Origin of the sequence: Acidovorax sp. JMULE5 (assembly GCF_013376875.1) — a bacterium.
Classification (GTDB): Bacteria; Pseudomonadota; Gammaproteobacteria; order Burkholderiales; family Burkholderiaceae_C; genus Acidovorax; species Acidovorax facilis.
Genome location: NZ_CP035951.1, coordinates 5254509 through 5271395 on the forward strand (window position 1 = coordinate 5254509; position 16887 = coordinate 5271395).

General features: G+C 66.8%; 16 protein-coding genes. 3 read left to right on the forward strand and 13 right to left on the reverse strand.

All coding sequences use genetic code 11. The features are described 5' to 3' along the window. Positions 1 to 61: 61 nt before the first annotated feature. The 7 genes from EXV95_RS23905 to hemC all read right to left on the reverse strand — a co-directional run bounded on the left by EXV95_RS23905 (position 62) and on the right by hemC (position 6508). Positions 62 to 640, reverse strand: coding sequence for a YceI family protein (locus EXV95_RS23905; RefSeq protein ID WP_176888767.1), 579 nt, complete (start codon positions 638 to 640; stop codon positions 62 to 64). Between the two features lie 84 nt (positions 641 to 724). Beyond that, entirely contained in the window at positions 725 to 1300 is a 576-nt protein-coding gene (locus tag EXV95_RS23910; protein WP_176888768.1) for a YceI family protein, read from the reverse strand. Positions 1301 to 1395: 95 nt separating this feature from the next. Continuing rightward, positions 1396 to 1980, reverse strand: a complete 585-nt coding sequence (locus EXV95_RS23915) for a cytochrome b (RefSeq protein ID WP_176888769.1) — start codon at positions 1978 to 1980, stop codon at positions 1396 to 1398. Between the two features lie 338 nt (positions 1981 to 2318). After that, positions 2319 to 3596 (reverse strand): heme biosynthesis protein HemY, encoded by a 1278-nt coding sequence (locus tag EXV95_RS23920; protein ID WP_176888770.1) that lies wholly within the window; start codon positions 3594 to 3596, stop codon positions 2319 to 2321. A 13-nt stretch (positions 3597 to 3609) separates the two neighbouring features. After that, positions 3610 to 4755, reverse strand: coding sequence for a uroporphyrinogen-III C-methyltransferase (locus EXV95_RS23925; RefSeq protein ID WP_176888771.1), 1146 nt, complete (start codon positions 4753 to 4755; stop codon positions 3610 to 3612). Next, on the reverse strand, positions 4752 to 5558 hold the full coding sequence (locus EXV95_RS23930) for a uroporphyrinogen-III synthase (protein ID WP_176888772.1): 807 nt from the start codon (positions 5556 to 5558) through the stop codon (positions 4752 to 4754). Before EXV95_RS23930 ends, EXV95_RS23925 begins: the two co-directional genes overlap by 4 nt. An 11-nt stretch (positions 5559 to 5569) precedes the next feature. After that, positions 5570 to 6508 (reverse strand): hydroxymethylbilane synthase, encoded by a 939-nt coding sequence (hemC, locus tag EXV95_RS23935; protein ID WP_176888773.1) that lies wholly within the window; start codon positions 6506 to 6508, stop codon positions 5570 to 5572. Positions 6509 to 6641: 133 nt separating this feature from the next. Here hemC and ppc point away from each other — a divergent pair, with 133 nt between their 5' ends. Then, on the forward strand, positions 6642 to 9431 hold the full coding sequence (gene ppc / locus EXV95_RS23940) for a phosphoenolpyruvate carboxylase (protein WP_176888774.1): 2790 nt from the start codon (positions 6642 to 6644) through the stop codon (positions 9429 to 9431). A 220-nt stretch (positions 9432 to 9651) separates the two neighbouring features. Here ppc and EXV95_RS23945 read toward each other — a convergent pair whose 3' ends face one another. From EXV95_RS23945 to EXV95_RS23955, 3 genes are all read right to left on the reverse strand, one after another. Beyond that, positions 9652 to 9945, reverse strand: coding sequence for a hypothetical protein (locus EXV95_RS23945; protein WP_055397528.1), 294 nt, complete (start codon positions 9943 to 9945; stop codon positions 9652 to 9654). Between the two features lie 326 nt (positions 9946 to 10271). After that, positions 10272 to 11591: an AI-2E family transporter gene (locus tag EXV95_RS23950; RefSeq protein WP_370460280.1), complete on the reverse strand. Its 1320-nt coding sequence runs from the start codon at positions 11589 to 11591 to the stop codon at positions 10272 to 10274. Positions 11592 to 11756: 165 nt separating this feature from the next. Further along, complete coding sequence (locus EXV95_RS23955) at positions 11757 to 12992, reverse strand: spherulation-specific family 4 protein (RefSeq protein ID WP_176888775.1); 1236 nt, start codon at positions 12990 to 12992, stop codon at positions 11757 to 11759. A 142-nt stretch (positions 12993 to 13134) separates the two neighbouring features. Here EXV95_RS23955 and EXV95_RS23960 point away from each other — a divergent pair, with 142 nt between their 5' ends. Together EXV95_RS23960 and EXV95_RS23965 are read left to right on the forward strand one after the other, a co-directional pair. Then, complete coding sequence (locus tag EXV95_RS23960; RefSeq protein WP_228899943.1) at positions 13135 to 13872, forward strand: hypothetical protein; 738 nt, start codon at positions 13135 to 13137, stop codon at positions 13870 to 13872. Then, complete coding sequence (locus EXV95_RS23965) at positions 13869 to 14465, forward strand: FlgO family outer membrane protein (RefSeq protein ID WP_304503261.1); 597 nt, start codon at positions 13869 to 13871, stop codon at positions 14463 to 14465. The genes EXV95_RS23960 and EXV95_RS23965 overlap by 4 nt, the downstream gene beginning before the upstream one ends. 196 nt (positions 14466 to 14661) lie before the next feature. On the opposite strand, the gene flhC is transcribed toward EXV95_RS23965, so the two are convergent. The 3 genes from flhC to EXV95_RS23980 form a co-directional block, all read right to left on the reverse strand. Further along, positions 14662 to 15222, reverse strand: a complete 561-nt coding sequence (flhC, locus tag EXV95_RS23970) for a flagellar transcriptional regulator FlhC (RefSeq protein WP_010459839.1) — start codon at positions 15220 to 15222, stop codon at positions 14662 to 14664. A gap of 48 nt (positions 15223 to 15270) precedes the next feature. Beyond that, positions 15271 to 15597 carry a flagellar transcriptional regulator FlhD gene (gene flhD, locus EXV95_RS23975; RefSeq protein WP_055400499.1) on the reverse strand — a complete coding sequence of 109 codons (327 nt, stop codon included), beginning with the start codon at positions 15595 to 15597 and terminating at the stop codon, positions 15271 to 15273. A 316-nt stretch (positions 15598 to 15913) separates the two neighbouring features. Next, complete coding sequence (locus tag EXV95_RS23980) at positions 15914 to 16816, reverse strand: sulfurtransferase (protein WP_176888776.1); 903 nt, start codon at positions 16814 to 16816, stop codon at positions 15914 to 15916. Positions 16817 to 16887: the final 71 nt, after the last annotated feature.

A 16887-nucleotide genomic window follows, 5' to 3' on the forward strand; every position in this document is an offset into this window, starting at 1 on the left:
GGTTTGGCGCGCAGCCGCCGCCCGTCCGGGGCGAGCAGCCCGCGCGCCTGCCGATGGTGGATTACTGCTTCACAGCTTCAATCTGCACCACCAGGCGCACGTTCTTGGGGAAGCCCCATTCCACGCCGTAGTTCATGCCCCACTGGGTGCGGTCGATGGTCGTTTCAAAGTCGCCGCCGCACACTTCGCGCTTGAGCATGGGGCTGTCGTAGCAGTTGAACTGCGTGGCCTTCAGGGTGACGGGCGCGGTCTTGCCCAGCAGCGTGAGCTGGCCGGTCACTTCGCTGACCTTGTCGCCGTTGAAGCTGAACTTGTCGGACACGAACTTGATCGTGGGGTGCTTGGCGGCGTCGAACAGATCGGCGCTTTGCAGGTGCTTGTCAAAGGGAGGCGTGCCGGTGTTCACCGAGGTGGTGTCGATGGTGATGTCCACCTTGCCGGTTTTGGCGGCGCGGTCAAATTCCACAGTGCCTTGCTTCTTGTCGAAGCGGCCACGGTTGGTGGATGCGCCGAAGTGACCTATCTCGAACGTCACGAAGGTGTGCGTGGGGTCGATGGCGTAGTTGGCGGCCTGGGCGGCACCGGCGGTCATGGCAGTGGCAGCGGCCACGGCGAGCAGGGAGAAGAGGGACTTGCGCATGGAAAAGACTCCTTGAAAAGAGGAACTACGAAACGAACCAGGGGAAAGTGGGGTGAAAGGGGCGGGGCTGCTATTGGCAACCGGTCAAAGCTTGTTCACGCCTGTCAGTGCGAGCTTGAACTTCACGGTCACGTCGTCGGCCACCATCGAGGTGTCGGCCCACTCGTTTTCGCCAATCTTGAAAGCCAGCCGCTTGATGGGCAGCGTGCCGGTGGCTGTAGTGGTGGGGCCGCTTTGTGTGAGCGCTACGGGCACCACTACGTTCTGCGCGGTGCCCTTGATGGTGAGCTTGCCCGCCACCTCAAACTTGCCGCCGCCCAGCGCCTTGATGGCAGTGGATTCGAACTGTGCCTGCGGGAACTTGGGCACGTTGAACCAGGTGGGCTTGGGCAGCTCGGCATCGGTCTCGCGCGAGCCCAGCGTGGCGCTGCCGGTGTCTACCGTGAAGGCGATCTTGCTGGTGGCCAGCTTGGCCGGGTCAAACGCCACCTGGGCGCTGAACTTCTTGAAGTGGCCATCCAGCGGCACGCCCATCTGGCGCGCGGTGAACTGCACCTCGCTCTGGGCGGGGACCAGCTGCTGCTGGGCCAGTGCGGCCTGGGCGCTCAAGGCTACGGCGGCCACCAGGAGGGTGCGAGACAGTAGGGAAGACGGGTTCATGCAAAAAACTCCGTTCAAAAGACAGAAAGTGAAAGCCAGATCCATGATCTGGAGGGCGGTGCGTTGCCCCGCCATGCAGGCGACTCAGGGGTGTTTCATCTGCCCGGCAGCATGCGGGCGATGAGCCCATCGCGGTCCACGATCTGGTGCTTGAGCGCGCCTGCGATGTGCAGCACCACCAGGCCCGCCATCGCAAAGGCGGTGTATTGGTGCCAGGGTTTGATCGCCTCGGCCAGCTCCTTGCTCACGGGCACGAAGTCGGGCAACTGGCACAGGCCCAGAAACACGATGGGAAAGCCTGCTGCCGAGCTGTAGGCCCAGCCAATCAACGGCACGGCGAAAAACAGCGTGTACAGCAGCCCGTGCGTGGCGTGGTGCGCCAGCTTTTGCCAGCCCGGCATGGCGTTTTCGATGGCTGGCGGCAGCGCGGGAGGGCGGTGCGTGGCGCGCCACAGCAGGCGCAGCACCGACAGCACGAGGATGGTGACCCCCGCCCACTTGTGCCAGTTGTAGAGCTTGAGCCGCTGCGGCGAGAACGGCAGCCCGGTCATGTAAATGCCCACGCCAAACAGGCCAATCAGTGCCAGGCCCAGCACCCAGTGCAAAAGCATGGCGGTGCGCGTATAGCGGCGAGGCGGTGCGTCGGCAGCGGTGCGGGTGGCGGTGGCTGAAGCAGTCATGAAGAGAGGAAACGTGGGGCTGTTGGACGGAGCGCCGGGCGGGGTCGCCAGCCCGTTTGGGGCTGACATGCGTCAAGCGATGGGGCAGTGTAGGAAGCCGTTGCCGCATTCGGCTTCAGGCAGATTGATGCTTCAATTCAAAAAAAATGAATTGATAAGGCCTGAGCGCTCAAAGTTCCCCAATGCTGTGCACGCTGCACCAGCGTGTATCCGATGGGGTGTGAGGGCGGCGGATTCACCAGGGATGCCCTGGTTCGGTGCGGCCCAGAGCGCTGCGGCCCGGGATTTTTTACGCAAAGGGCTGCGCCTGGAAGGCGCAGCCTTGCAAAGAAGGCCGTTTACCGGCCGAGCGCGGCCTTCTTCCAGGCCTCGGCAGCGGCGCTGTCGTCGCCGCGTTTTTCTGCCAGCTCGGCCAGGTGGCGCCAGGCGCTGGCCCGCAGGCTGGTGTCGCCCAGTTGCTGCGCCGCCTGTGTGAGCAACTGCTGGGCCTTGCCCCACAGCTGGCGCTTGAGGCAGGCCATGCCCGCCAGGTACTGCAGGCGGGCGTCGCGGGGATTTCCCTGGTAGGCCGATTCGATGCGCGCCAGCCAGGGGGCGTCGAGGTCGTCCAGCCCGGCTTCGAGTGCGCGCACAAGCTTCAGCGCATGGTGTTCGGCCAGCGCGTCGGGCAGGTCCACCATGCGGTCCCACACGGGCAGCAGCCAGGCGCGTACCTGCGTCGCGTCACCGCCCAGGGCTGCCAGCCGCTGTGCGGCGTGGATGGCCAGCTCGGGCATGCTGCGCTCGGACGATTCCAGCGACATCCAGGTCTGCTGCAGCTGCGCGGTGTCGTGTGCGCTGTTGATGAGTTCAATGGCCAGGCCCCGCACGATGCTCTGGGCCGCAGCGGGCGAGAAGGCGCGGTGCTTGCCCAGCAGGCGTGCGGTGTCCAGCGCCTCCTGTGTCTGGCGTGCCAGGCGCGTGGCCTTGAGCTTGATGCGCAGCGACAGCGTGCGCCGGGCGGCACCTTGCGGCAGGGCGGCCAGGCGGTCGAGCGCAGCGTTGGCATCGCGGTCGTCCAGCGACCAGCGGGCGGCACGCATCTGGGCGCCCTCGCGCATTTCCTGCTCGTTCACGCTGCCGCGCAGCGGTGCCTCTTGCAGGGCGTCCTGCAGATGGCTTTCGCGCGTGGCGCTATCTTGCAGCGCGTGCGAGGCCTCGGCCGCAATCATGTGGGCCAGGGCGCGCAACTGGCGGCCGTGGGGCACGGCCTCGCCAGCGGTGGCCAGCGCGTTTTCTTGCGACAGCGCAGCCACCGCGGCCTTGCGCGAGCGGATGAAACGCCCGCCCAGCATGTGCGTCAGGGCGTCCAGCAAGGCAGCGTGCATGGCGCGCTCCTTTTGCTGCACGCGCCAGCGCCGGGCCTGGTGGGGCAGTTCCAGCAGCGCCGCCAGGGCGCGCAGCGCGGCGTACACGGTGACAAATCCGCCCACCAGCAACAGCACGACCAGGTTCAGCGACAGGTCGATGCGGTAGGGCGGCCAATACAGGGTGACGGTGCCCTGGTTGTTGCCCGCAAACAGCGCGGCGGCCACCGCCACGCCAAACAACGCCAAAAGCCAGAGTGCTGCACGCATGCGTACCGCTCCCTTACCGGCCGGCTGCAGCTGTTGCCAGCGCAGAGAGCGTTTCGTCCAGGCGCGGCTGCTCGGCCGCTTTCATGCTGGCCTGGGCGGTCTGCAGCGTGCTGGCTGCGTTCTGCGTGCGGCGCGAAGCCGGGTCGAAATACTTGTTGAGTGCAGCGTTGGCGGCGGCCAGGTCGGCGCGGGCCGATTCGAACTGGCGCGCCAGCACGCCCAGGCGGGCATTGAGCAGCTTGAGCTTGAGGTTCTCGCGCAGGAAGAAGGTCTGCTCGGGCGCCAGCAAGATGGCCTCGGGCTGGTCGATGCGGCTCACGCGCACCAGGCCCCGGGCCTCGTCGCGCACCACTTCCCAGCTGCGCTGCAAGGCTGCCTGCCACCAGGCCAGGTCGCCCTGGTTGAGCGGTGGCGTGTTTGTGGGAGCGGGTGTGGCTGCCAGGCGGCGTGTGGCGGCCGCCTGGGCCACGGCGTTCAGCACGGGCAGCTCGTCCACCTGGCGCACCAGGTCGTCCAGGCGGGCCAGCAGGCCGGCGGTGTCGGTCACGGTGGCGCGGGTCAGGCGGTCCAGGTCGCGGCCAATGGCGCGCTGCACGGGCGCCAGGCGGGGCTGGGCGGCGCGTTCGATGCGCTGGTTGGCGCTTTTGAGCGCGGCCACCAGGGGTTCCAGGCTGCCGGTGAGCTGCGCCTGTTGCTGCGCCAGGCGGATGGCGGATTCGATGTCCACCACCAGGTTCTCGTCGCGCGAGCGCGACAGGCTTTGCATCAATTCTTCAAGCTGGCTGCGTTGCAGCGCCACTTCGCTCACCCGCGCTTCGGCCACCGACAGGCGGGCGGCCGTCTCGCGCACCAGTTCTTCGGCCTGGCGGGCCATGGTGCGGGCCTCGATGGCCTGCGCGCCCGAGTCTGCGGACTGACGGGCCAGTTGCTCTTGAATGGCGCTGAGTTTTTGCCACAGCATGCCGCTGCTGACCAGCGCGGCAGCGGCCACCGCGCCCAGCAGCAGCGTGACGGCGCCACCCCGGCCCGGGGTGGGTGCTGGAGGGGCGGGCGAGGCTGCCGGGCCCACGGCCGGTGCGCCCACGGGTGCCGCGACAGGTGCCGCCATGGGCGCTGCGGTGGGTGCGGGGGGCAGATCGTTGGGGGGCGCGGAACTCATGCGGCCGATTCTATCGAGGCCACCACATCCTCCAGCGCCGGACGGCATTCCCGCACGGTGCCAAAGCCCGCTGCGCGGGCCGCTTCGGCGATGCGCGGGTGGGTGGCCAGTGCGTGCGCGGCGCCCCAGTGCTGGCCGGGCAGGGCTTCGGCCAGATGGGCTACGGCTTCAGAGCTGCTCAGCAGCCAGATGGAGCCATCGCACGCCGCCTGTTGCGCCAGCGCCACCTCGCGCGCTGAAAAATGCGGTGCGCCGCGTTGGTAGGCCACCACAAACTCCACCGTGCCGCCCGCCGCCTCGATCTGGCGCGCCAGCCAGTCGCGGCCGCTGCCCTGGGCGGATTCGTGGACCCCGTTGGACCTCCCGCGCACGATCAGCACGCGGTCGCCGGGCCGGATCTGCGCAGAGACCTGCTGCCACAGCGCTTCCGAGTCGAACTGGGGCGCATCCGCTGCGGGGCCGTCGATGCAGCCAGGCGGCACACCGGCCTGCTCCAGCGCACGCGCCGTGCCCGGTCCAGGTGCCCACGCTCTTGTTTTGATAGCTGCTAGCGATTGTTCATCAAGCGCTAGGGCCTTATTTGGCTCAAAAAAATGAAACACCGCATTGCCACTGACAAACATCAGGGCCCGGTACTGCGCAAGCCGGGCGTGGGCCTGGGTGAGTGCTTGCTCTGCTGCCGCATCACGGCAGGGGCCGATGGCGATGAGCGGCAGGGCCACGGCATGCACACCGCGCGCGCCCAGCAGCTGTACCCAGTGCGCGGCCTCGCGGGCGGGCCGCGTGACGATCACCCGGGGCATGGCATGCGCGTTCAAACCAGCGGTTCTGCGCCCCGTGCGCCACCGGCACGCAGGCGCTGCGCAATCGCGTCGCCCAGCGCTTCGGCCTGCGCCAGCGTGGAAACGGCGGCGCTGGCCGCTGCGCGCACCAGGGGGGCCTGCGCGTCCACGTCGCCCCAGGCGGCGTCGAGCTGCAGCACGCCATCGGTGAACGTGCCGTGCGCTGCCAGCGGCATGGAGCAGCTGCCGCCCATGGCGCGGCTCACGGCGCGCTCTGCGGCCACGGTCAGCCAGGTGGGCTGGTGGGCCAGCGGGGCCAGTGCTGCGATCAGGTCTTGCCGGTCGCTGCGCACTTCAATGCCCAAGGCACCCTGGCCCGCTGCGGGCAGCATGGCCGTGGGCGCAAACGTGGCGCGGATGCGGGATTCGAGCCCCAGGCGCTTCAAGCCTGCAGCCGCCAGCACGATGGCGTCGTACTGGCCTTCGTCCAGCTTGCGCAGGCGGGTGTCGAGGTTGCCACGCAGGGGTTCGATCTTGAGGTCAGGCCGCAGGGCCTGCAGAAGCACCTGGCGGCGCAGGCTGGAGGTGCCCACCACCGCGCCCTGGGGCAGGGCGTCAATGTTCGGGTAGTTGGGTGACACAAACGCATCGCGCGGGTCTTCGCGCTCCATCACGCAGGCCAGGGCAAAACCCTCGGGCAGCTCCATGGGCACGTCCTTGAGCGAATGCACGGCAATGTGCGCGCGGCCTTCTTCCAGCGCCACCTCCAGCTCTTTCACAAACAGACCCTTGCCGCCCACCTTGCTGAGCGAGCGGTCCAGGATCTGGTCGCCCTTGGTGGTCATGCCCAGCAGCTCCACCGTGTGGCCCCGTGCGCGCAAAAGAGTCTGTACATGCTCGGCCTGCCACAGCGCCAGGCGGCTCTCTCGGGTGGCAATGACGATGGAAAGGGGGGAATGGGCGAGGCTCAAGTTCGTAACCTGTTTGTAATCATTCAGGGGCGGGCGATGCTAGCATGCGCCCGCACTGGGGCCGGTGCGCCCCGGGGGGACGCGGGGGCAGGCGGCGCCAGGTCACCTACCCACCTCCGGAGACCCACGCACCATGAAACGATCCGACAAGGACCAGCCCCTGATTGACGACATCCGCCTGCTTGGCCGTATTCTGGGCGATGTGATCCGGGACCAGGAGGGCGTGGCCGCCTATGAATTGGTCGAGCAGGTGCGCAAGCTCTCGGTGGCCTTCCGCCGCGACGCCGACCAGGAGGCCGATCGCGCGCTCAAGAAGCTGCTCAAGTCCCTGTCGGGCGACCAGACGGTGAGCGTGATCCGCGCCTTCACCTACTTCAGCCACCTGGCCAACCTGGCCGAAGACCGCCACCACATCCGCCGCCGCGCCGTGCACGAACGCGCGGGCGACACGCAAGAGGGCAGCATCGAAGTCGCCCTGTCGCGCCTGCGTTGGGCCGGCATTGCGCCCAAGACGATTTCACAGACGTTGGCGGGCAGCTACGTGGCCCCCGTGCTCACCGCCCACCCCACCGAGGTGCAGCGCAAGAGCATTCTGGATGCCGAACGCGACATCGCCCAACTGCTGGCCACGCGCGACGACATCCAGGTGCGCGCCCAGCTCTACAACAGCGCCAAAGACGCGCTCACCCCCCGCGAGCTGGCCGCCAACGAAGCCCTGCTGCGCGCCCGCGTGGCCCAGCTGTGGCAAACGCGCCTCTTGCGCTACAGCAAGCTCACCGTGGCCGACGAGATCGAGAACGCGCTGTCGTATTACGAAGCCACCTTCCTGCGCGAAATCCCCAAGATCTATGCGGACCTGGAGGCCGAGCTGGGCCAGTACCCCGTGCACAGCTTTCTGCGCATGGGCCAGTGGATCGGCGGCGACCGCGACGGCAACCCCAACGTCACTGCGCAAACCCTGCAATACGCCCTGGGCCGCCAGGCCGAGGTGGCCTTGCGCCACTACCTGACCGAGGTGCATTACCTGGGCGGCGAGCTGTCGCTGTCGGCCCGCTTGGTGCAGGTGTCCGCCGAGATGGAGGCCCTGGCCCAGCGCTCGCCCGACACCAACGAACACCGCGTGGACGAGCCCTACCGCCGTGCGCTGACTGGCATCTATGCGCGCCTTGCCGCATCGCTCAAGGATCTGACCGGTGGCGAAGCCGCGCGCCATGCCGTGGCGCCGCAGAACGCCTATGCCAGTGCCGAGGAGTTCCTGGCCGACCTGCGCGTGATCGAGGCTTCATTGAAGTCGCACCATGGCGAAGCCCTGGCCGCAGAGCGCCTGCACCCGCTGATCCGCGCCGTGCAGGTGTTCGGCTTTCACCTGGCCACGGTGGATTTGCGCCAAAGCTCTGACAAACACGAAGAAGTGGTGGCCGAGCTGCTGGCCAAGGCGCGCATTGAGCCCAACTACGCCAGCCTGCAAGAGGCCGCCAAGCGTGCCCTGTTGATCAAGCTGCTGAACGACGCCCGCCCCCTGCGCGTGGTGGGTGCAGAATACTCTGCCCATGCCAAGGGCGAGCTGGCCATCTTCGAAACCGCCCGCGTCATGCGCGAGCGCTTCGGCCACGAAGCCATCCGCCACTACATCATCAGCCACACCGAAACCGTGAGCGACCTGCTCGAAGTGCTGCTGCTGCAAAAGGAAGTGGGCCTGATGAATGGAACCTTGGACACCGAGTCCAAGAACCACCTCATCGTGGTGCCGCTGTTCGAAACCATTGAAGACCTGCGCAATGCCGCGCCCATCATGCGCGAGTTCTACGCACTGCCCGGCGTGGCTGCCCTGGTGCAGCGCAGCGGTGGCGAGCAGGACATCATGCTCGGCTACAGCGACAGCAACAAAGACGGCGGCATCTTCACCAGCAACTGGGAGCTGTACCGCGCCGAGATCGCTCTGGTCGAACTCTTCGACGAACTCGCCACCAGCCATGGCATCCAGCTGCGCATGTTCCACGGCCGGGGCGGCACCGTGGGCCGGGGCGGCGGCCCCAGCTACCAGGCCATCCTGGCGCAACCCCCCGGCACCGTGCGCGGCCAGATCCGCCTGACCGAGCAGGGCGAAGTCATCGCCTCCAAATACGCCAACCCCGAGATCGGCCGCCGCAACCTCGAAACCCTGGTGGCCGCCACGCTCGAAGCCACCCTGCTGCAGCCCACCAAGCCCGCCACCAAGGCCTTTCTGGATGCCGCTGCGCAGCTCTCGCTGGCCAGCATGGGCAGCTACCGCGCGCTGGTGTACGAAACCCCGGGCTTCACCGAGTATTTCTTCAACTCCACCCCCATCCGCGAAATCGCCGAACTCAACATCGGCTCCCGCCCCGCCAGCCGCAAGGCCAGCCAGAAGATCGAAGACCTGCGCGCCATCCCCTGGGGCTTCAGCTGGGGCCAATGCCGCCTCACGCTGCCCGGCTGGTACGGCTTTGGCTCGGCCGTCGATGCGTTTGTGAACGTGGAGGGCAAAGACCCCAAAGCCCAGCTCGCCCTTCTGCAAAAGATGTACCGCCAATGGCCGTTCTTCCGCACCCTGCTGTCCAACATGGACATGGTGCTGGCCAAAAGCGACCTGGCCCTGGCCTCACGCTACAGCGAACTCGTCACCGACGCCCGCCTGCGCAAAAAGGTGTTCACCAGCATCGAAGCCGAATGGCACCGCACGGCCGAGGCCCTCACCCGCATCACCGGCGACAAACAGCGCCTCACGCACAACACGGCCCTCGCCCGCTCCATCAAGCACCGCTTCCCGTACATCGACCCGCTGCACCACCTGCAGGTCGAACTGGTGCGCCGCTGGCGCGCGGGGCAGGGGGATGAGCGGGTGCAGACGGGGATTCACATTTCCATTAATGGGATTGCTGCGGGGTTGCGTAATACCGGCTGAGTGGCGGACAGCGCAGCGCGATTCGAACCTGCGCATCGCGGCCTGTTTTGATCGCAGGCACCCATAACAAAAAGGGCTCCCGAAGGGAGCCCGATCTGCCTGCCCGCCCCTGCGGTTCAGTTAACACTCCCCATGGCAGCGCCACCCGCAAATGCAAAGTGCCACCGCCATGGGAAGTCCCGCAACTGCTTCAACCAAACTCAAGCAGTTGGTCTACCAATTACATGGCGCTGAATTCGCCGTGGGGGATCTGGCCGGTGCGCAGGGCTTCTGCTGCCTGGGCACGCACGGCAGCGCGGTCAGCGGTGGAGGTGTAGGTCACCACACGCGAACCAGCAGGTTCTTGGCTGCGGGTCTGGGCGACGGTTGCGGCTTCAGCGGCCACTTCAGCGCGGGTGCGGTTCGTTTCGAACTTCAGGGCAAATTGCGAGCTGTCGGCTTCGTCAGCCTGGGCGCCAAAAGAAGCGAAAGCGGCAACAGCAGCGACGGAGAGGAAACGGGCGGTCTTGTTCATGATGAAAATCCTTGAAGGTTAAAAAGCGTCTCAAAAAAGCCGGGTCAAAAACCATTCCTGAACCGGGTTCGGTGAGTCGCCTTGCGGGTTCGGCTCATCGATGGGATGAACTGTACGCCGATGGTGTTCACGGAAAAACTACCTGGTCGCGAACTAACTGTTCCAGTATTGGAAACAATCTTTGAGGCCGCCTTGACCTCCTGGGCCACGCCGGTGCGCCGTGATGGCGAGTGATATGGATGGGGTGGGTGAGGTGGGGGCTGAGATGGCATCGCCCCGCAGCGTGGCGGGGGAGGCATCTGCCGGTTTGCAGCAGATGCCGTGTATCAATCCCCCAGCAATTCGCCCACGGCCTTCAGGTCTTCGACCCGGTCGCACACGGCCTTCACGGCCATCATCACCGGGATGCCCAGCAGCAGGCCCCACAGGCCCCACAGCCAGCCCCAGGCGAGCACGCTGACGAACACGGCCACGGGGCTCATGCTGCTGGTGCGGCTGGTGAGCCAGGGGGTGAGCAGGTTGCCCACCAGGGTGTGGATGACCAGCGATGCACCGCCGATGGCCAGGGCCATGTCCAGGGTGCCGAACTGCAGGAAGGCCACCAGGGCCGATGCGCCGGTGACCAGGGCCGAGCCGATGTAGGGCGCGAGGTTGAGCACTCCGGCCGCCACACCCCACACGGCGGCGTTCTCCAGGCCCAGGGCCCAGTAGGCAAGGCCGGTGGCCACGCCCACCAGCACGCTGGTGAACACCTGCACCATCAGGTAGCGCTGGATCTGGTTGGTGATGTCTTCCAGCACGTGGATGGTGACCTTGCGCCGCTCCAGGCTGGTGCCCGCGATGCGCAGCAGCTTGTTGCGAAACAGGTTGCCCGAGGCCAGCGCAAAGTAGGTAAGGAACACCACCACCGTGAGCTGCCCCAGGGCGGACATGAGCCCCATGGTGCCGCTCCACAGGTAGTCGCGGATGTTGAAGGGCGGGCGCTCTACCACCACGCGCTGCACGCCGCGCCGGGGTGGGCTGGCGGTGGCGCTGTTTTCGTTGGCGGCCTGTTCGATCTGCGTGGCGGCCTTTTGCATGGTGTCGAGCGGGCTGCTGGCGCCGGTGCGCGCCTTGAGGCTGTCGCGCACCTTCTTGGCGGCCACGGGCAGCGAGTCCACCAGTTGTGCGGCGCCGTCGCTCAGCGACCAGGCGGCGCTGGCCAGGCCCAGAACGATGGCGATTAACAGCACACCGGCCCCCAGCCAGCGGGGCACGTAGCAGCGCCGCAAGACTTCCACCACGGGCCGCAGCGCCGTGGTGAGCAGCAGGCTGAGCATGATGGGGATGAACACCGCGCTGGCCCAGTGCAGCAGGGCCACGCTGGCAAACAGCGCCAGCAGCGCGAGCGAGAGGTTGCGCACGTCCACGGGCATGTGGAGCATGAGCGGGCCGGGGAGGGATGCGGTGGCTGCGGGCGCGCCGCTTGGTGGTTGCGCAGGCGGTGGGGCCGCTTCGTCCGCTTGGGCCATTTGGGCCACTGGTGCGGGGCTGTCCGCCGCAGGCGCGTAGGGGGGCAAAGTCGGGGCTGCGTCAGCGGCGGGGCTGTCTGGCTGTGGGGGCTCGGCAGCGGGGGCGGGCGGGGATGCAGGGGTGGGCTCGGTCATCATGCGCGGATTGTGATGGGACTCGGGCCTGCTGGGTTGTAGGTCGGGCTGACATGCAGCGTGTCGGCGGGGGGATGTGGCGGTTCGGAAGCTCTGGCGGGTGGTTTGCCCGGCGACCCGCCAGCGGTGCCTGTGTGGCAGGGATCGGCGCCCTGCCCGGTGGCATCAGCACAGCGGCAGCGGGCGCTTCTTGTTGAGTGCATCCACCGTGCCCAGCAGTTGCTGCCAGTAGGTGGGCAGTGACGACCACGAGGCGCCGATGGCCAGGTTGGTGGCATAGACCATGCCGGTGTTCAGGCGGGGGCGGTGGGCGTGCTTCACGGCGGCCTGCATGTCGGTGCAGGTGCTGGCGGTGTGGACCAACATGGCCTGGGCGGTGTTGTCCTTGGCGTAGACCCAGGTGCTGGCGGGCTGGGGGTCTGTGGCCTGGTAGGCGGCGGCATTGCCTGCGTAGGTGACCAGCGTGTCGGCCACGCCCGCATAGGCCGCTACGGGGTAGGTGCCTGGGTTGCCGATCACGGTGGGCGCGTTGGGCGGCGTGGCGCCTTTGCTCATGCCCGAGGCCCGGGCCTTGGCGTAGTTGTAGACGTCCTGAAAGTACGCCAGCCGTGCGCTGTCGGTGGCCATGCCGTCCAGGAAGAAGCCGTCGAGCTGGTCGGGGTAGAGGCGGATGTAGTTGTCGATGGTGGCCTTTACGTCAGCCACCGAGCGCGCCCCGCCGCTGCCCGAGGTGGCCACGTAGGCGACGACTTTGTTGGTGGTGCCCGCCACGGCCTTGAAGTCTTTGATGGCCGTGAGCAGGTCGTCGTCAACCTCGGAGTCCGCGGTCAGCACGCCGTCGCTGGCACTGGCCACGGCGGTGATCTGCACGTCCGGGTAGCTGGCTGCGCCGCTGGTGAGGGTGGCCCAGGGCGATGAGGTGCCGCTGGCGCTGAAATACGCGGGCACCAGCACCTGCAGGTTTTTGTGGGTGGGGCGCACGTAGTACGTGAGGCTGTCGCCCGCCGTGTTGGCGCTGCTGGTGGCCGTGGCGCTGACCTGGAAGGTGGCGCTGGGCGGCAGGCTGCTCACGGTGAGCGTGGTGCTGGCCACGCTGGCCACGGTGGTGGGCGCCACGGGGGAGAAGGTGGCGGCTGCGGAGGGGTTGACGGTAAAGGTGACCACCGTGCCGTTGGGGGCTGCGCCGCCGTTGACGGTAACGTCGGCCGCCAGCGGCTCAGATGCGCCGGGTTCGAGCACGTTCTCGGTGGGCTGCACGAAATGCAGCGTGACGGGCGCGCTCGCGGGTGGCGGTGGGGCGGTCGTGTTGTTGTCCTTGTCCGTGGCGCCGCCGCAGCCCGCCAGAGCCGCAGTGAGGGTCATCAAGGACGCGAGGCGGTGGGTGCGGGTTGTGGTGAGCATGGTCTTCACGGAGGGTTGGTATGAATAGGTTGATTGTGAAGGTTCGTGCGGGCGGCTCCAAGGGCTGAAACGGCCGCTTTGGCCGGGAAAAACGGCCTTTTTGCGCCGATTGCCGCAGGCGAGCGCCAGTACCATGGCCCACATGCCATCCTTCCTTCACCGCATTCCGGCCGCCGCAGCAGCCTTGCTGTGCGCAGCGCTGCTGGTCGGCTGCGGCACGCTGGACGTGCCGCGTGCCGACAACTACCCCGCCACCGGCCAGAAGAAAGCCCGCGCCGTGCACCACTGGGATGTGCTGGCGGGCGATGTGGCCGGGCGCGTGGCCGAAAAAATCGCATCCTGGCCCGAGGGCGAATACCCGCTGTACGTCACGGTGGCGGACAACTCCAGTTTCAACCAGAGCTTTCTCAAGCTGCTCAAGGTGCACCTGCTGAACCGGGGCGTGGCGGTGTCCACGGTGCCCACGGCGGTGGAGCTGGAGGTGCAGACGCAACTGGTGCAGCACGGGTCCGGCTCACCGCGCGGCCTGCCCGTGCCCATGGCCGGCACCATCATCGGCACTGGCGTGGGCGTATGGCGCGACTGGGCGGTGCACTATTCCGACCGCACCCTGTTGCCGGGTGTGGCCACGGCCCTGGGCGTGGGGGCGGGGGTGGCGTTGGACATGGCCCAGCTCTACACCCAGGGCGCCGCCGCAGGTGGACCCACGCGCACCGAGGTGCTGATCACGTCCACGCTCAAGTCGCGCGACCGGTACCTGGCCGGCACGGCCGATCTGTATTACATCGAGGGGGCCGACGCGGTGCTGTATCAGCCCGAGCGACCGCCCGCGCCTGCACCGATGACGCCCGTCAAGACCTGGCGGGTGGTGGCGCCATGAAGGGGCTGTGGACGTCGCAACAAGTTCCCCGGGGCGCACGCGCCGCCAGCTGGTGGGCGGCTGCCGCCCTTGCGCTGGCGGGCCTGCAGGGCTGCGAGACCACCAACCCCATGCACAGCTACTACTACGGTGACCGGGCGGGCGGAATATCGCGCTCCAACCTCATCGAGCTGAATGAACGCGCCACCGATGCGCTGCTGCAGACCGCACCGCTGGATGCCAACCAGCCCGTGCTGGTGGCCACGCTGGTCAATGTGGACCGGCTCACTGAATCGTCGCGGCTGGGCCGTATCTTCTCGGAGCAGATCGCGGGCCGCATGGTGCACCGGGGTCTGAAGGTGACCGAGGTGAAACTGCGCGAAAACCTGCTGATGCAGCGCGACCAGGGTGAGCTGCTGCTGTCGCGCGAGGTGCGCGAGGTGAGCCAGTCGCAGAACGCGCAGGCCGTGGTGGTGGGCACGTATGCGGTCTCCACGTCGGTGGTGTACATCAGTCTCAAGCTGGTGAACCCGGTGGGCAACACCGTGGTGGCGGCGCACAACTATGCCGTGCCGATGGATGAAAACGTGCGGGCGCTGCTGGCTGGGAGATAGATGACATCCCCATGAGCGGCTTCGCCGCTTCCCCCTTCTCTCGCGCTACGCGCGGGAAGGGGGACGCCGCCAGCGCGGCGGGGCGGCCCTTGCGCGGCGGCCCTGGCGGGTGCAGCGCCCATTTTTTCGGTCGGGGTGGGAATCAGGCTAGCGCGCCCGTTTGGTAGTGCAAAAAGCTAATGCTTTGATATCCATCTCAGTGCAACATGAGTGCGCCAGCCGTCTTGCTCTTACCGGCGCGGGCGGGTGGATTGCACAGGCCGCAGGTGAAGTGGCGGTTCTCATACAGCTCGGTCACGAACTGGCCGCTGCACTGGCTGCACTTGGTGCGCGTCAACATGCCAGCGTCCACAAATTTCACCAGGCGCCAGGCGCGCGTGAAGGAGAGCAGGGGTTCGATCTCGGCCGTGGCGACCTGCTCGTTGTACAGGCGGTAGGCTTTGGTCAGCAGCTCCACCGAATCCAGGTCCACGCCCTTGGACAGGTATTCGTAGATGTTCAGGAACAGCGAGCTGTGGATGTTCTCTTGCCAGGTCAGGAACCAGTCGGTGGAGAAGGGCAGCTGGCCTTTCGAGGGTGATTTGCCCGCGATCTCTTTGTACAGCCGGATCAGCCGTTCATACGACAGCGTGGTTTCCGATTCAAGCACCTGCATGCGGGCGCCCATCTGGATCAGCATGGCCGCGCGTTCGATCTGCTTGGATTCGTTCAGCACGCTCTTGGCGGGGGCTTTGGCAGCGGGTGCGTTGGTGGACATGGCGGGCTTTCGGTGGAGACTGGGGGAAGAGGGCTGCGGGCAAGTGCTTCAGAGCACTTCCGACACGCGGCTGGCCATCAGGATGTTGGCGTGCAGCGTGTTGGTGGCTTCGTTGCCCACCTTCTTGGCCGAGTGGTTGGTGAGCAAGCTCCACACCAGGTTGTCGTCCACGCGGAAGCTGCAAAGAAGCGTGTTGCGGGAGGCCAGTTTCATCACTTGCGCTGGCGACAGCGATGCCAGAATGTCGGCAGACTCTTCGTTCATGCCCAAGCGGAACACGGCTTCGGCCTTGTCCTGACGGATCAGGGTTTGGGCCAACATCAGGTAGGTGAGGTTGGCTTCGCGGATTTCAGCGAGGATTTGTTCGTTGGTCATGGCAGCTTCCTTTTTCCAGTACCGGGTCTTGCGTTGCCTGCTGATTGCAGGTTTTGCGTGATCCGTTGAAATGGATTGTGAAACCGCCCCAATCAGAAATTAAGTCGGGGTTTGGCTGTGCCGCGTGTCTGGTTCTGCGGTGGGCCGTGTAGGAATTTGCCCTACACGCACATCAGGTGCAGGCTGGCATTTCAGGCGATGGCCGCTGCTGTGGCAGTGGGCCCAGGCTGCCCACTTCTGTTCATGGTTTTGATAGCACCGTCAAAACCATCTTTTTTGCACTTTTACAACCTGCGCTGCCGTGCTGGACGCTGGATCAGCCTTTTTCGACCGGGCGCGTGGGGTCTGAACACCACTCGCTCCAGCTGCCGGCAAACAGTGCCGTCGGGCCGAGGCCGGCTATCTCCATGCCCAGCAGATTGGGCACGGCGCTCACGCCGCTGCCGCACTGGTGCACCACGGTGGCGGGGTCACGGCCGCCCAGCAGCGCTTCAAATTCAGCGCGCAGCACGTCGGCAGGCTTGAAGCGGCCATCCGCGCCGATGTTTTCGGCAAAGGGGCGGTTCAGCGCGCCCGGAATGTGGCCCGCCACGGGGTCCAGCGGCTCCACTTCGCCCCGGTAGCGGGCACCTGCACGGGCGTCGATCACGGTCTGGCCGGGCTGCTGCAGGCGCGCAAGCACCTCGCTGGCCGTGGCCAGCTGGCGCAAGGGGGCGCCCAGCTGGAAGTTGGTCTGGAAGTGCGCGGGCTCTTCGCCGCTGTTCACCGCCCCACCGGCGGCCTGCCAGGCTTGCAGCCCACCGTCGAGCACGGCCACGGCTTCATGCCCCGCCCACTTGAGCATCCACCACAGGCGGCCACAGTAGTTAGCGCCCTGGCGGTCGTACACCACGGCCTGCATGCCATTGGCAAAACCCACGCTGGAGAGCCACATGGCAAAACGCTCGCGGCTGGGCAGGGGGTGGCGTCCACCGGATGCCGGCTGGTCGGCTTCTTGGGCGGTCAGCGTGCCGTGAGCGCCGGGGGCGCCGTGTTTGGCGCTGAGGTCGTTGTCAAGGTTGGCGTACACCGCGCCGGGGATGTGCGCCTGCACGTACTGCTGGGCACCGGCCGTGGGTTGCATCAGTTCGAAGCTGCAGTCAAACACCATCAGCGGCGCACCGCTGGCGATCAGGGATTGCAGGTCGGGGGCAGAGATGAGCGTGGTGTAGGTGGTCATCGGCAGAAAATGGGCAAAGTGACGGAGTGCGTCGAAAGGGGCTCCATTGTGGCCATCCCGGTGGGGCGTGT